The sequence below is a fragment of the Binatus sp. (SeqCode) genome, from assembly GCF_035272065.1.
Lineage (GTDB): Bacteria > Desulfobacterota > Binatia > Binatales > Binataceae > Binatus.
Map to the genome: position 1 here is coordinate 18,743 of NZ_DATEQZ010000053.1, position 13,470 is coordinate 32,212.

The following is a 13,470-nucleotide window of genomic DNA, read 5'->3' on the forward strand; positions in this document are numbered from 1 at the left end:
AACCTGGCTGGTTACGGCTTCGCGGTTCGATGGTGCTCTATCGTGCGTGCGCCCAGCCTCGCCGGGGCGCTCTCTGAGCCTTGCACTACCACCACGCATCGTTTGGGATCGGTGAGATCTTCGGGTGAGAGGCCGACTTTGTCTGCGAGGTTGGTTGCTACGATGACGAGGCCGCCGGGCGTCTGACGCGCTAGTTGTGCTGCCGTCGGTGCGCTGAGCGCGTCGGTATGCAGGCGGCGGCCGAGCGCACGGCCGGCGTCGCGAATCAGCTCGAGCAGTTCTGTGTCCTCCGCGGTCCCATCCTCGGGCACCAGCACCGCGTGCAAGCCGGACTTCTTGCGTAGTGCCACTCGCAGCGCTAAGTCGAGCGCCGCGCGTCCGTGCGTCCCGCGATCCACTACCGCAAATACACGATCCAGCGGCCGCTCGCCGCCGTGAATCACTACCGCCACATGAACCGGCAACGCGCGGGCCTTGTCCAGGATTTCGCGGACGACGCCGCCCATGAAGTCGGAGCCGAAGACCGCGCGATGCGATCCCAGCAGCAGCCATCCGATTTGCGGCTGATTGGCGAACGCCAGGATGTCCGCCGCGGGATTCGTGCTCCAGACCGCCTGCGGCGTGATGATGCTTCCGCGCGCCAGCGCGAGATCCAGCGCCGCCGCGAGCGCGGGCGAGCGGGGCGGCATGCGCTGTTCGGCCTCGCGCAGTCCCGAGCGCACTCCGCCCGGCGGGGTCTTCACCAATGCGAGCACACGCGGCGGCGGCGCATCGTGCGGAGTCGCTGCCAGCGCCAGTTCGACCAGCACGGCGACGCCCTCAGGGTTCGACACCGGCACCAGGATGGCGCTGTGCTCGGTTCCCACCAGCATCGGGCGTGGCGGCGGCTGGGCCGGGCGTGGCGCGGGATGCGGGGTGCGAAACGGCGCTTGCGGCGCGACCGCAGGCTCGGGCGAAAACGTGCCGAGCTCCGGAAACGGCTCTATCTCCGCAATTTGACGCCGCGTGATCAGATGCAGGATCGGCGTGGTCGAAAAAGTGGTGACCAGCGCCATGATCACCAGCATCGCAAACAACGTCGGCGAGATCACGTTCATCTCCAGTCCAATGTTCAGCACGATCAGTTCCATCAGGCCGCGCGTGTTCATCAACACGCCTAGCGCCGACGAGTCGCGCCAGTCGAGCCCCGTGATTCGCGCCGCGATTGCACTGCCGCCAAACTTGCCCAGCGACGCCACGGCGACGATCAGCGCGCACATTATCCACTGCTCAGATCCGTTGACCAGCCCGATTTGCGTGCGCAGTCCGGTGTACGCGAAAAATGCCGGCAGCAAGAGAACGATCACGATGTCTTCGAGGCGGTCGGTCAGCTCGCGCGCCATTCCGCTGTCGTGCGGAATCACGGCCCCGAGCGCGAACGCGCCGAACACGGCGTGGATGCCGATCAATTCGGTGGCCGACGCGGAGATCAGCAGCGCAATGAATATCGACGCCATTACCCCCTGCGTCAGCCGCCCGCGATTTCCATACACCAGCGACAGGCGGACCATCGCGGGCCGCACCACGGCAAGCATCAGCAGGATGAACCCGAGCGCCATCGCGATTGTCACCACCGCGCCGGCCGCCTGCGCCCGCGCCACGCTGACCACGAAGGCGAGCATGCACCACGCGGTCACGTCGTCCACCGCGGCGCAAGTCAGCGCGATCGCACCCATGTGGGTTTTGTGAATCCCGCGGTCGGTCAGGATTCTCGCCAGCACCGGAAACGCCGTCACCGACATCGAGACGCCCAGGAAAAGCGAGAAGCAGGTGAACGGAACGTCGCTGGTCGAAAGCTTCGGATAAAGATAAAGCGCAATCGTCGCGCCGAGCAGAAATGGAGTAACTATGCTCGCGTGTGAAATCGCGACTGTCGTGTGGCCGCGTTTGCGCAGCAGCGCGGGGTCGAGCTCGAGCCCGACCAGGAACATATAAAGGATGACGCCGACCTGCGCGATGATGTTGAGAAAGGGCCCCACCGTAGCCGGAAATAGATATCCTTCCGCGCCCGGCGCGAGACGCCCGAGCAGCGACGGACCGAGCACGATTCCCGCCAGAATTTCGCCGACCACCGGCGGCTGATTGGCGCTGCGGAAGATCCAGCCCATTGCGCGTGCGGTCGCGATCACCACCACCAGCGCGAGCAGCACGTGCAGCAGGTCGCCTTGACTCGCGCGCGACGCCGCGGAGCCGAAGATGTTGCTCCCGGCCGGCGCGGGCGCGCCCAAGGTCTCGCCGTACGAACGAATCCACAAGTACAGCAGGACTAGGGTGCCGATCATCAGTCCATAGACGGCGGCGGCGCGCGTGCCCGTGGTGGTAATTCGTGGCTGCCCTTCAGCCATTCTGCAATTCTACCAGAGCACGAGCTTCAGCGCAGGCGCAAAGCGGAAGTCGCCATGGCTCGAGCGACGAACGTCTAGCGAAGATCGGCAGATGGTTTTTTCCCGCGAGCGCGAGTTTTCTTTGGCGCCTTCGTCGATTCGCGTGTCGGCGCCGAATCTCCGTTCGTCGATGAAACATCCGTGGCCGGCTTCCGCCGCCTGTGAATAGCGGAAAACGTCGCGGCGATTTCGATCGCCTCGGACGGCTCCCGCTATCTCCGCGGCTGTGGTTAAGGAGATCGCTCAACGTCAGGATTCCGATCAGCCGGCCGCGCGTATCCGCCACCGGGATACGATGAATCTCATGCGTACGCATCAGGCGATGCGCGGTCTCGAGATCGTCGCCGCGCGAGCATGAGACCACCTGGGCAGACATCACGCGCTCGACCGGTATCGCCTCGAGCGGCAGCCCTTGCGTGTAGGCGGCCATGCAGATGTCGCGATCGGTGACGATCCCCGCGAGCTTGCCATGTCCATCGACTACCGGCACGCATCCGCAATCGTGCTCCCACATTATTCGCGCCGCCGCGTTCAACGATTCATGAATCGTGCATGCGCGTACGTCGCGTGTCATCAAGTCAGCGACTTTCACCTATGTCACTCCTCACACCAGCATTTGGTCTGTGAATTATTTCCAGGTCGAGAATGGTTTGATCGACAGGTTCGAGTTGTAATAGCGCGGATCGCCGCTCACTTCGCGGTCGATCCAGTCGGGAAGTTCAACCTGTTCTTTGGTATCCTGGAGTTCGACTTCGGCGACCGTCAGCCCGCGATTCGCACCGCTGAATTCATCGACCTCCCAGGTATGGGCCTTATACACGATTCGGTAGCGCGTCTTCTCGATCGGCGGATGCTCGCACAGGTTGTCCAGGATTTCGTTCGCGTCGTTAATCGGAATCTCGTACTCGTATTCGTCGCGCGTGATATCTGACGTGGCGCCCTTGATTGTCACGTAAGCGCGCTCGCCGTGCGTGCGCACGCGCACCGAGGATTGCTTCGAGGCGCACAGGTATCCCTGGCGAATTATGAGGCCGGCGCCAAGATCGCTCCATTTGCGCGAGTGAACCAGAAATTTGCGTTCGATCTCTTTCGCCATGTGATATTCGCGCGCTAGGTTGCCGCCACGCCGGCGCGCGGCGTCATCCCGGTCATCAGCTTCAGATGACGAACATAGTTTATGTTGGTGTGAGAGTTCAGGCCAAGCCTTGCAATCGCTCGAAGCACCGAGGCCGGGTCTTCGGATTCGATCTCGATCGTTTCCGACGTGACGCCGCCCGCGATTGCAACTTCTGCGAACTCCGCGGTGTACTTCTCCGACGTGAACTGCCGGCGCACTTTTGCGACCTCCACAATCGCGAGATCGCGATGCGGCTGCACCAGGTCGCGGATGAACTCGGCGTGAGTGTACGCCGGTTGCGCAATGTGCGGGACCTCGACGCCGAGATTGGGGAATGCCTGCTCAACGATAGTGCGCGAATCGAGTGGGAACTCCGCCTTCAGCATAGGACGCCATCGCTCGAGCCGTCCGACCTGTTCGAACATCAGCTTGATATCGATCACACCGGCGCGAATCTTCACGTTGGCGGTGTCGGTCGCGCGCGAAAGGATGTAGGTTTCCGTGCTCTCCTGCTGCTCGGACGCCGCCGCGATCGCGGCCAGCCGATCTCGAAACGGGCTAAGGTGATTTCCCCAGACGCGGAACTCGAATCTTCCCAGCGGATTGCTCATCGTCATCGCAGCTGCACGTCATCGCGGCCGCGTACCACGATAACATTCGCGCCGGGTGTGTGGAAAAATCTGGCAGCGTTCGTCGTCAGATTTTCACTATTTCAGCTGCTCGGACTTTTCAGGCGCCCGCGCCCTCTCTCATTCCTGCCCCTCGGGCGGACGAACCGGGATCGCCGCCGTTTGAACGTTTGCGCGAAGACCTCCCCGCGCGTACGACTTGCCGCCGCCCGACAGACCGCATCTGCTTGGTCGGCAGATCGTTGACACTCAGCAAGCCGAGCCGTCCGCGCAATGACGCCGGCTCGATTGCAAGCACGTCGCATACGTATTCAAAGGAGAACGGGCTGTGGATTCCCGCGTCCGCATGGAACCATCGCTGCACCTCGTCGAATTGTTCGCGGTCGCATCGCCGCGACGAGTTCACCGTCTTCACGTAGCATCGGACCGCGTCTTCGAGCACTGCGAACACCAGCCGCGTCTCGCCGTCGAGCATCGAGCGCCGACGGGTCAAATCGAAAAACTGGACCGGCACCAGAAAATCCGGCTCGAAGCGCGCGCTCAGCCACGGATCGGGCCCCGCGCATTCGTCGATTACCCGGGTCTGGTTCGAAGGTCCGTATTGAAGAACCTGTTCTGGAACAGCTGAAATCATGCTAGTTGGACCCTCCTTGAGCCGAATTGAAACGCCTGCCTTGGCGAGCATGGTCTGTGCCAACTCGTCTCCCGCATGATAAAATGAAGAAATTAATAAGGAATTTAGAGATTTTGCGATGCCGCCGACGCTCGATGCTGCTCAATTATGCGGCATCAATGCGATTGTCGCCTGTGCAACGCGATTTTCGCAGGCGCCGGACGATGGAGCGAAAAAAGGCTCTCGCGTGCGCCTTGCGATCCAGTTACACTGCCGCGGTCCGGGTGCGGCAAATCTCTCGATGTGGCAACCGATTTGAAACAATTTCCGTATATGGAACTACTGGACTCGAATCTTGCTCCGCAAGACTATTGAGTCCGCTCGTTCTTCCAAATGTGGCGCGAGGCACGATCAATGCTGATATTAGTATCTAGCTCGATGTCCGTGAACGGTTCTCACTTATGAAAACCCGAACTAAAATACGACCAATGAAGACTCGCAAGAGGCAGAAACCCAAGATGGAAGCCGCGGTTAACACCGGCCGAAGGCGAATCGATGCGCTCAAGCGCATGCTCGCGCAAGAGCGCGCCGATACGCTCGCCCGGGTGAAAGAATTGATGCGGGAGCAGGCCCGCAATGGCGGGCAGCCGCCAGCCGATGAGATGGATGTGGCGCGCTCGTTGTCCGAGGTCGAGACGCATGCGGCGCTATTCGACCGCGCGCAGGAAAGGCTCAGCGCGATCGATGCCGCAATCGCGAGGCTCGGAGCGGGAGTCTACGGAACCTGCGCACGATGCGGTGACGAGATCCCGCTGGCGCGGCTCCAGGTTATTCCGTTCGCGCAATATTGCGTCGATTGCCAGAACGAAGCGAACACCGAAGCTCGCAGCGGTCAAAGCGGACTTGCTAAACCGTTCGGCGGCCGATGGTCCGGTCCCGAAGAGCTCAGCAACCCGGACGAAGCCGAAGAACACGTCGAGCGAGCCCCGAACGCCGAGGACGACGTGCAAGTCGACAGCGCATTCGGCCCCGACGAGGACGAGCTCGAAGCAACGGGCGTCGAGAAGCGCCGTCGCGGCCGTCCGCCAAAGGCAAAGAAGCCGCCGATACAGAAGAAGGCTCGCTAGGCATCTTCGGAATCTGTCCGGAACGAACCCATACCATTGAGCGAGAAACCCACTCCGTGGAGGAGAGTTTTGCATAACTGCTCGTCGCCTCTTCCCCTCTCCCTGCAAGGGAGAGGATCGAAGGTGAGGGTCCTTATCCAGCGCGCATTTTTCGCGCGCGATTCAAGATTCCGCCTTTGCTCTGACCGTCTGCCAACGTTATGCAAAGCTCTCTTGGAGCGGAAGATGTGTCATAAAGGGACGCGGGTTGGCCAGTTGCGGAACAATCGATTGACAGCTTCGCGCTTCTCGCGATTTCTCGTTACTGATTCTCGCCCTTTTCAGATGCTCCAGGAGCCATCTGTGTCGGCATGGTGATTGCTCCTCTGTGACGTGCAGCTGCGCGACGGCAGGCGCGAGGATTTTTCGAGTGTACTTGTTGCTGGTGGAAGACAACCCTACCGATCGGATGGTTATCCAGGCCCGGCTCCGGCGCGCTTTCCCGGGTGCGCAGATACTCGCCGCTGACGATCCGATCGGCTTGAATGAGCACCTCAAACGCGACGGCTGCGATATCGTGATCACAGACTATTGGCTGGGGTGGAGCGACGGCTTGTCGGTCCTCCAGCGCGTGCGTGAGCGATGGCCGCGGAGCCGGGTAATCATGCTCACCGGCAACGGCGGCGAAGAGGTGGTGGCGGGTGCGTTCAAGCACGGCTTGTATCAGTACCTGCTCAAGCCCGACGGCTTCGATGAGCTTGCCGCAGTGACAGGGGCGGCGATTGAGAGCAAGCGGCGCGAAGATTTCCACGAGTTGATGGCGATGATCGTCAACTCGATTCCCGACGGGGTTTACACCGTGGACTCGGCCGGGACCATCACGGCGATTAACGCAGCGGCGCGCCGGATGTATGGGTACGCTGATGTCGAAATCGTTGGACTTACCAACGAAATCCTGCTGCCGGCCGGGTGGCGCAACGAAATCCGCCGACAGCATGAGCGGGCTCTCGATGGGGAAATCGTGCCTCGGTTCCCGACGCTGCAAGTCCGCAGCGACGGCGCCGAGATACCGGTAGCGATGACCATACTGCCGATGCGTGACGCCGATGGCGCGGTATCCAACGTGGTCTGTATCGCAACTGCGATTGCCGCGGTGACTCGCGAGGCCAGCGTCGCAAGTGCGCGCGACGAGTCCCACCCGCCGCGGCACGCCTCGCACCTGAGCATCCACTAACGCGCATCCCACGACCTGGACAAGCTGTCGTTGTCGTGTCGCAAGACCTCCAGGCAGTCGGCGATGCGTTCATCTCTTACACATCCAAGGGACTTTTCGGTGGCGAAGAGTGTGGCACACCCGCGTCGCTGGTTGCGGATCAGAAACGGCAAAACTAGGGAGGAATTCCGAAGCTAAATTAGCGCTAGAGCACTAGCGCAGTCGGTAACTACCAGACAAAGGGGTAGTCTCCGCATGAAGCTGGAAAAAAGAAAAGGCGCCATCATCCAGCGAGTGTGGTCAAGGACTCGAACTCACTGGAAGACGACGCCTACAAGATCGCAGCGGTAACTATCGGTTGGGTACCTCATAGCCACGGACCAGGACGAGATTAGATGTCGCGGCCTTAAAGCGGTGCTGCACGATCGATCGGTAACCCGGGGATTCGTACCAACGCCTGGCGTGTTCCATCGAGGGAAATTCGAGGACGACCGTGTGAGTTTGGAGCCAAGTTCCTTCAAGCACGTCGACGTGGTCGGCCGCCACCAGCACACGGCCCTCAAATGGGGCAAAAGCTTCCATGAAACCGGCGAGGTATTTCTCGTACTCAGCGGAGTCATGGATCGTGACCTGTGCGATGAGATACGCGGGCATTAACGATCCTCCTTCGCACCTTTGAATTTCATCGTGGCGTGACAAAGCTTCTGTATCAGTGATTACCAGCCGGGGGAAAGCGCCGATTTTGGCGCGTCCTACGGAGCAGCATCGCCTTTCTTGATCCGCTACCTTGGAGCGCGCCGGAAGACTACAGTAACCGGTCTGATGGCGCACGATAACGGCTCGACCAAACTCACCGAACACGGCGCGTTGAATCACGTGCCGCTGTACCGCAGCCGGCCGGTTCGAATCGCGCTTTACTACGCGCTCGGCGGCCTTATCTGGGTCGCGGTTTCCGATCGCGTGCTATCGCTGATGCCGGCGCATTCGTACACCCTCAACCGGCTGATGTTCGTAGGCGTGAACGCGCTGCTGCTCTACCTGGTCGCCGCCCGTTACATGAAGACGATTCGCATCTCGGTCGCGGCGCGCGAGGAAGCGCTCGTGCGCGCACGCGGCTACTTCGAGTCGTCGGTCGAGGGGATTATCTCGGCCGACAGCAACGGCATGATTCGCCAGCTCAATCCGCGCGGGCAGGAGATGTTCGGTTACCACGAAATGGAACTGGTGGGTCAGCCGATAGAAGTCCTGGTGCCGCAGCGTTTCCACTATCGCCACGAGGCGCATCGCAGCGCATTTTTCGCGGCGCCAAAGTCCCGCAAGATGGGCCGCGGGATGGAAATTGCGGGGCGCCGCAAAGACGGCAGCGAATTTCCCGTCGAGATCAGCCTCAACGTCGTGCATACGCATCGCGGCAAGCTGGTGATCGCGTTCATCACCGACATTACCGAGCGCCGTGCGATGGAACGTGAGGCCCGCCGCAACGAAACGGTGGATGCGCTGGCCGCGGTGGCGGCCGGAATCGCGCACGAGTTGAACAACCCGCTGGCCGTGATGGCGTCGCGAATCGAGTTGATGCTCGCGTCGGATCAGGATCTCAGCGTCCAGACGCGCGACGATCTGCTGGTCCTGCAAAAAAATATCGAGCGCGCCAGCCGCATCTCGCACAATATGCTCTCGCTGGCGCGCCAGCGCCCGGGCGCGCGGCAAGCGGTGGACATGAACGTGGCGGTCGAAGATGCGATGCTGATAGTCGGCGCCGAGTCCAAGGGTGGCTTGCTGCGATACGAAACCAGCCTCGACCGCTCGCTGCCGCCGGTGATGGCCGAGCCGACGGGCGTCGAGCAGGTGCTGATAAACTTTATTCTGAATGCGCGCGATGCGGGTGCGCGCCTGATACGAATCGAGACTGCGCCGGCGCCGGGCCGCGCCGGTCATCTCAGGTTGTCAATCTCGGACGACGGTGCCGGAATCGAGAAAGACGTGCTCGCGAAACTGTTTCAGCCGTTTTTCACGACCAAGGCGAAGGGGACTGGCCTCGGCCTGTGGCTCAGCCAGCGGATAATCCAGGATCACGGCGGTAGTGTCGCGGTGGAATCGGTGAAGGGCAAAGGCGCCACATTCGCGATAACGCTGCCGACGATGAGCGAGCCGTCGGCGGGACGCGTGGCGCAGCCCCCGCGCGAGTCGGCGCCGCCGCAAATCGCCGTGGCGCGAAGCAATCAGTCGGGCCGCTAGCGGATTTCCGCGCCGATGGCCACGCAAGCGAAAATTCTGATCGTGGACGACGAACGCGATCTCGTGGACGCGTACGTGCGGCTGCTCGAGCGCGCGGGCCATCGATGTATCGCCGCTTTCGACGCCAGCGAGGCAATCCAGCTTATCGACGCCGAGTCGCCCGACCTGGTGATCACGGACTTGAGCCTGCCCGACACCAGCGGTATCGAGATCATCCGACACATTCGCGCGAAGTCGCAGACCACACCGGTCATAGTGATGTCGGGACACAACACCCCCGAGCTCAACGAAGCGGCGAAGGCAGCGGGCGCGAACCTATCGCTTCTGAAGCCGGTCTCGATTATCGCCCTGCAACGCGTGATCGCCGAAGCGCTCGCCCGGTGATGATAGGCGGCCGAATTACAACGTCCGCTTGAACGACACGCTCGCCAGCACCAGCATCAGGACCATGAAGACCAGCAGGAATGCGATGTCGCCGCTCACGGCGGTGAAGTCGGCGCCCTTGAACAGGATTTGTTTGATCGCGCTCACCGAATGGGTTTCGGGATTGAAGTGCGCGAAGGCTCGCAGCCACGGCGGGAAACTTTCGACCGGATAGATCGCGCCGCTCGGGAAAAACAGGATCACGTTCAGAAATCCCGAGAAAGTCCCGACCAGGCGCGGATGGCCCGCGCGGCCGAGCATCGAGAACGTCATCGCGAGCAGGCCGGTCGCGCTGATGACGATTATTCCCACCAGCATCGCAAGAGCTGTTACTCCGCCGAGGATTCGCCCGCGCGTGATCATCAGGCCCAGAAACAATACCAGTACGCCGCCGATGCTGGTCACCGTCACGCCGCTGGCCAGGATGCCGCCGGCGATGTCCCATCGTGAGAGCGGCGTCACCAGGTAGCATTCGGTGACCCCCATGAATTTGTCCATCACCCAGTTGAACACGCCCGACATCAGAGAGCCCATGAAGATGGCCATCACGATGACGCCGGGGATTAGCGAGCGATCGTAATCCACGTACGGGAACAGCCAGCTCGGACGCAGCGAGATGCCGTTGAGCTTGGGCTCGCGCGCGGTGACGTAGGCAACCTTGATGGTGGCGGCAGCCTGGTCGAGCACGCCTTCGAGCGTCTGCGAGCTGATGCTGTCGACGTTGTCGGTGAACAATCCGATCTGCGCGATGCGGCCTTCGGCGACGGCGTGGCTGAAGTCGGGCGGGATGACGACGACGCCCTTGTAGAGCCCGTCGCGCACTTCGTCCACCGCGCTGCCGGGGTCGCTCTCGAAGGTGACGTCGACGGTCTTCGGTCCCGCCTGCAGCGCGAGCAACTGTTCGACGATTCGGCGCGCGTAGAGTCCGTGATCCTGCTCAACGACGACGATTGGCAGATGCTTGAGCTGGCCCTGGAAGGAGTTGCCGATGATCACGAGGTAAACGATCGGCATCAGGATGACCGAGATCAGCGTGATGGGATTGCGCGTCAGCTTCTTGAGGTCGCGGCGCATGACTGCGAGGAATTTGAGCCCGAACATCGGCGGCCTCCTCAGCGCTGCTGCGGCATCCCTGCTCCCACGAACAGGCTGACCTTCTTGGCCGGCTCGTCACGGAGTGTGCGCCCGGTGAAGTGGATAAAGACGTCTTCGAGCGAGAGTTTCTGGACGGTGATCGAAGTTACGTGGTCGCCGGCGCTGTCGATGGCTTCGAGAACCTTCGGGATCGCCCGCGCGCCGTCATTGGACGAAAGCTGCAATCGGTTGCCGCCGTCGAGATTCACCTCGCGCAGATACGGCATCGGCCGCAGCATCTCTGCGATAGCGGCGGGATTCTTCTCGACCACCAGATCGATCCGGTCCGCACCCGGCACCATAGATTTGAGACCTACCGGCGTGTCGAGCGCGATTATCTTGCCGCCATCTACAATTGCGATCCGATCGCACAGCGACTCCGCCTCGTCCATGTAATGCGTTGTGAGCGAGATGGTAATCTCGCTTTCCTCGCGCAACGTCTCGAGCAGGTCGTGCACGGCGCGGCGGCTTTGCGGGTCGAGTCCGATGGTCGGCTCGTCGAGGAACAGCACGTCGGGCGAGTGAATCAGGCCGCGCGCAATCTCCAGCCGACGGCGCATCCCGCCGGAGTATGTCGCGACCAGATCGTTCGCGCGCTCGGTCAACCCGACCATATGCAGCAGACGATGTCCGCGCTCGCGGCGCTCGCGCCGCGACAGGCCGAAGAACTCGCCGTAGATATCGACGTTCTCCCATCCTGTCAGATCGAGATCCGAGGTGAGCGCCTGCGGAATGACGCCGATGTTCTCGCGCACCTGGCGCGGATAGCGCGCGACATCGAAGCCGGCGACGAAAGCATGGCCGTCGCTCAGCGTTATGAGCGTCGTGAGCATCCGCACAATGGTCGTCTTGCCGGCGCCGTTGGGCCCCAGCAGTCCGAAGACCTCGCCGCGCCGGACCTCGAAGTTGACCTTGTCAACCGCGGTGAAAGTGCCGAAGCGCTTAGTCAGGTCTTTGGTTTGTATTGCTGGTGAGTCGGGTTCCATCGTTGCGCGGAAAAGTGACTTCCGCTGTCATCCCCGGTTTGAGTTCGCCTTCCGCTTGCAACACCTGGACCTTGACGTAAAACGTGCGAATGTCCTGGCGCCCGCGACGCACGTCGCGCTCGGTCGCAAACTCGCCTTCCTGCCCGATGGCCATCACGCGGCCGGTAAAAATCTGCGGCGGCGTCGTCGGCAATTCGACCTGCGCCGACTTGCCGATGTAGAGCGAGCCGAGGTCGGTCTCTTCGACATCGACGCGCGCCCAAATCGTCGAGAGGTCGTCGACGGTGAGAATCGGCACCCCCGGCGTCACCCATTCGCCGACTTCGAGCGCCTTGCTGACGATGACGCCGTCGACCGGCGACTTTATCTCGGTGTCCACGATTTGATCGGCGTAAAACTTGGCGTTGGCCTGCGCGCTTAACACATCGGCCTCGTCCTGCTCGACGGTGGTGATGGCGTCGTCGCGAGTCTTGGTCGCAATCACGTTTGCTTTCGCCAGAGCTTCATCGCGCACGAGGTCGCGCCGCGCCTGCGCCAGGTTGGCCTGCGCATGAGCGAGATCGGCGTTCGACTTGGCGAGCTGGTTTCTCAGATCGATATCCTCGATCAGGGCGACGACCTGTCCCTTCCCGACGTGGTCACCCTCGAGCAGATCGAGTTGCTTGATACGGCCGCCGATCCGGCTGGTGATATTCACCTCGGGCGCTTCGACCATGCCGACGACCTTGATCGTCGAACGATCCTCGGGCGGCCACAAGTAGGCGCGTCCGAAAAAATAAAACCCGGCCACGACCCCGGCCAGGATTCCAAACCGAATGAGGCGGCGAACGAGGGTTCGGATCATTACGAATGCACCGGCTTGAAGTGATCCGCCGGGCTAGCGCCGAGCGCGCGCAGGATCAGGTTGCCCAACTCGCGGCTTATCTCGGAGACCGGGCGGCTGGGGCCGTAGTACAACAGCAGCGAACGAATCGCGCCCTGGATGGTGAAGGTCGCCAGGCGCGGATCGACTCGCGTGAACACCCCTATGCGGATTCCTTCTTCGATTAGCGATGCGAAAAAATTAAAAGCGCGTTCGCGCGAACCCTCGATAATGCGATTGCGCGCCTCCCCCAGCCGTGGTTCTTCGGTCGCGTAGAACTGAAGAAAATCGCGCCGCTGATCGAAGAACTCCACCATCACGCCGATCGACCGGCGCAGCCGCTCGACCACCGGCAGCTTGGGGTCGGCGCTGGCCTGATAAGTGCGATACGCGGTGTCGAGCCCGTCGCTCAAGACGCCAAGATAGAGCGCGTCTTTCGACGGAAAGTAGAGATATAGCGTTCCTTTGGCGACCCCGGCAGCCTCGGCGACGCGGTCCATCGTGACGGCCTGGTAAGGCTCGTGCGCGAAGAGCTTGAGCGCAGCGGCGAGGATACGCTGGCGCTTGGCGGCCTGCTCGTCGTAAGCGTGAAAGGGGTGGCCATTGGTGATTTTAGCCGAATTTGCGCTTGTTCTGTTCATAAACTGACCAGTCAGTCATATACTTTACCGCGCCCGGATGCGAGTCAACGGCCACGCCGCCTGACGCTTGGGGTCAGTTGCGCGTCCC

Annotated in this window: 15 protein-coding genes; 5 read left to right on the forward strand and 10 right to left on the reverse strand. The window is 61.7% G+C overall.

What is annotated here, in order from left to right:
* Positions 1-11: 11 nt before the first annotated feature.
* From VJX68_RS10450 to VJX68_RS10470, 5 genes are all read right to left on the reverse strand, one after another.
* Positions 12-2,384 carry a cation:proton antiporter gene (locus VJX68_RS10450; RefSeq protein WP_324095627.1) on the reverse strand — a complete coding sequence of 791 codons (2,373 nt, stop codon included), beginning with the start codon at positions 2,382-2,384 and terminating at the stop codon, positions 12-14.
* Positions 2,377-3,015 carry a CBS domain-containing protein gene (locus VJX68_RS10455; protein WP_324095628.1) on the reverse strand — a complete coding sequence of 213 codons (639 nt, stop codon included), beginning with the start codon at positions 3,013-3,015 and terminating at the stop codon, positions 2,377-2,379. The genes VJX68_RS10450 and VJX68_RS10455 overlap by 8 nt, the downstream gene beginning before the upstream one ends.
* Before the next feature lie 36 nt (positions 3,016-3,051).
* On the reverse strand, positions 3,052-3,519 hold the full coding sequence (locus VJX68_RS10460) for a CYTH domain-containing protein (RefSeq protein WP_324095629.1): 468 nt from the start codon (positions 3,517-3,519) through the stop codon (positions 3,052-3,054).
* 14 nt (positions 3,520-3,533) lie between these two features.
* Positions 3,534-4,151 (reverse strand): hypothetical protein, encoded by a 618-nt coding sequence (locus tag VJX68_RS10465; protein ID WP_324095630.1) that lies wholly within the window; start codon positions 4,149-4,151, stop codon positions 3,534-3,536.
* Between the two features lie 118 nt (positions 4,152-4,269).
* Entirely contained in the window at positions 4,270-4,803 is a 534-nt protein-coding gene (locus VJX68_RS10470; RefSeq protein ID WP_324095631.1) for a hypothetical protein, read from the reverse strand.
* A gap of 118 nt (positions 4,804-4,921) precedes the next feature.
* Here VJX68_RS10470 and VJX68_RS10475 point away from each other — a divergent pair, with 118 nt between their 5' ends.
* The 3 genes from VJX68_RS10475 to VJX68_RS10485 all read left to right on the forward strand — a co-directional run bounded on the left by VJX68_RS10475 (position 4,922) and on the right by VJX68_RS10485 (position 7,122).
* On the forward strand, positions 4,922-5,101 hold the full coding sequence (locus VJX68_RS10475; RefSeq protein ID WP_324095632.1) for a hypothetical protein: 180 nt from the start codon (positions 4,922-4,924) through the stop codon (positions 5,099-5,101).
* 169 nt (positions 5,102-5,270) lie between these two features.
* Complete coding sequence (locus VJX68_RS10480; protein WP_324095633.1) at positions 5,271-5,909, forward strand: TraR/DksA family transcriptional regulator; 639 nt, start codon at positions 5,271-5,273, stop codon at positions 5,907-5,909.
* A 409-nt stretch (positions 5,910-6,318) separates the two neighbouring features.
* A complete protein-coding gene (locus VJX68_RS10485; protein WP_324095634.1) occupies positions 6,319-7,122 on the forward strand; it encodes a PAS domain-containing response regulator in 804 nt (267 codons plus the stop codon).
* A gap of 330 nt (positions 7,123-7,452) precedes the next feature.
* On the opposite strand, the gene VJX68_RS10490 is transcribed toward VJX68_RS10485, so the two are convergent.
* The gene (locus tag VJX68_RS10490) at positions 7,453-7,755 is read right to left on the reverse strand and encodes a DUF1330 domain-containing protein (protein WP_324095635.1); all 303 of its coding nucleotides are present in this window, start codon (positions 7,753-7,755) and stop codon (positions 7,453-7,455) included.
* Between the two features lie 168 nt (positions 7,756-7,923).
* On the opposite strand from VJX68_RS10490, the gene VJX68_RS10495 reads away from it, so the two are divergent.
* Both VJX68_RS10495 and VJX68_RS10500 read left to right on the forward strand, forming a co-directional pair.
* Positions 7,924-9,336 carry a two-component system sensor histidine kinase NtrB gene (locus VJX68_RS10495; RefSeq protein ID WP_324095636.1) on the forward strand — a complete coding sequence of 471 codons (1,413 nt, stop codon included), beginning with the start codon at positions 7,924-7,926 and terminating at the stop codon, positions 9,334-9,336.
* 15 nt (positions 9,337-9,351) lie between these two features.
* Positions 9,352-9,720: a response regulator gene (locus tag VJX68_RS10500; protein ID WP_324095637.1), complete on the forward strand. Its 369-nt coding sequence runs from the start codon at positions 9,352-9,354 to the stop codon at positions 9,718-9,720.
* Positions 9,721-9,735: 15 nt separating this feature from the next.
* Here the strand turns inward: VJX68_RS10500 and VJX68_RS10505 are convergent, their stop codons facing one another.
* From VJX68_RS10505 to VJX68_RS10520, 4 genes are read right to left on the reverse strand one after another with little or no spacing between them, the layout of a single operon-like run.
* Entirely contained in the window at positions 9,736-10,860 is a 1,125-nt protein-coding gene (locus VJX68_RS10505) for an ABC transporter permease (RefSeq protein ID WP_324095638.1), read from the reverse strand.
* An 11-nt stretch (positions 10,861-10,871) separates the two neighbouring features.
* Positions 10,872-11,879: an ATP-binding cassette domain-containing protein gene (locus tag VJX68_RS10510; protein ID WP_324095639.1), complete on the reverse strand. Its 1,008-nt coding sequence runs from the start codon at positions 11,877-11,879 to the stop codon at positions 10,872-10,874.
* The gene (locus VJX68_RS10515) at positions 11,836-12,723 is read right to left on the reverse strand and encodes an efflux RND transporter periplasmic adaptor subunit (RefSeq protein ID WP_324095640.1); all 888 of its coding nucleotides are present in this window, start codon (positions 12,721-12,723) and stop codon (positions 11,836-11,838) included. Before VJX68_RS10515 ends, VJX68_RS10510 begins: the two co-directional genes overlap by 44 nt.
* A complete protein-coding gene (locus VJX68_RS10520; protein WP_324095641.1) occupies positions 12,723-13,382 on the reverse strand; it encodes a TetR/AcrR family transcriptional regulator in 660 nt (219 codons plus the stop codon). Before VJX68_RS10520 ends, VJX68_RS10515 begins: the two co-directional genes overlap by 1 nt.
* Positions 13,383-13,470: the final 88 nt, after the last annotated feature.

What these genes read in the sequence shown, in the direction of transcription:
- VJX68_RS10470 (WP_324095631.1), bottom strand. Translation starts at nt 4,803, where the DNA reads ATGATTTCAGCTGTTCCAGAACAGGTTCTTCAATACGGACCTTCGAAC.
- VJX68_RS10500 (WP_324095637.1), top strand. Translation starts at nt 9,352, where the DNA reads ATGGCCACGCAAGCGAAAATTCTGATCGTGGACGACGAACGCGATCTC.
- VJX68_RS10480 (WP_324095633.1), top strand. Translation starts at nt 5,271, where the DNA reads ATGAAGACTCGCAAGAGGCAGAAACCCAAGATGGAAGCCGCGGTTAAC.
- VJX68_RS10520 (WP_324095641.1), bottom strand. Translation starts at nt 13,382, where the DNA reads ATGAACAGAACAAGCGCAAATTCGGCTAAAATCACCAATGGCCACCCC.
- VJX68_RS10465 (WP_324095630.1), bottom strand. Translation starts at nt 4,151, where the DNA reads ATGAGCAATCCGCTGGGAAGATTCGAGTTCCGCGTCTGGGGAAATCAC.
- VJX68_RS10450 (WP_324095627.1), bottom strand. Translation starts at nt 2,384, where the DNA reads ATGGCTGAAGGGCAGCCACGAATTACCACCACGGGCACGCGCGCCGCC.
- VJX68_RS10505 (WP_324095638.1), bottom strand. Translation starts at nt 10,860, where the DNA reads ATGTTCGGGCTCAAATTCCTCGCAGTCATGCGCCGCGACCTCAAGAAG.
- VJX68_RS10460 (WP_324095629.1), bottom strand. Translation starts at nt 3,519, where the DNA reads ATGGCGAAAGAGATCGAACGCAAATTTCTGGTTCACTCGCGCAAATGG.
- VJX68_RS10495 (WP_324095636.1), top strand. Translation starts at nt 7,924, where the DNA reads ATGGCGCACGATAACGGCTCGACCAAACTCACCGAACACGGCGCGTTG.
- VJX68_RS10490 (WP_324095635.1), bottom strand. Translation starts at nt 7,755, where the DNA reads ATGCCCGCGTATCTCATCGCACAGGTCACGATCCATGACTCCGCTGAG.
- VJX68_RS10510 (WP_324095639.1), bottom strand. Translation starts at nt 11,879, where the DNA reads ATGGAACCCGACTCACCAGCAATACAAACCAAAGACCTGACTAAGCGC.
- VJX68_RS10475 (WP_324095632.1), top strand. Translation starts at nt 4,922, where the DNA reads ATGCCGCCGACGCTCGATGCTGCTCAATTATGCGGCATCAATGCGATT.
- VJX68_RS10515 (WP_324095640.1), bottom strand. Translation starts at nt 12,723, where the DNA reads ATGATCCGAACCCTCGTTCGCCGCCTCATTCGGTTTGGAATCCTGGCC.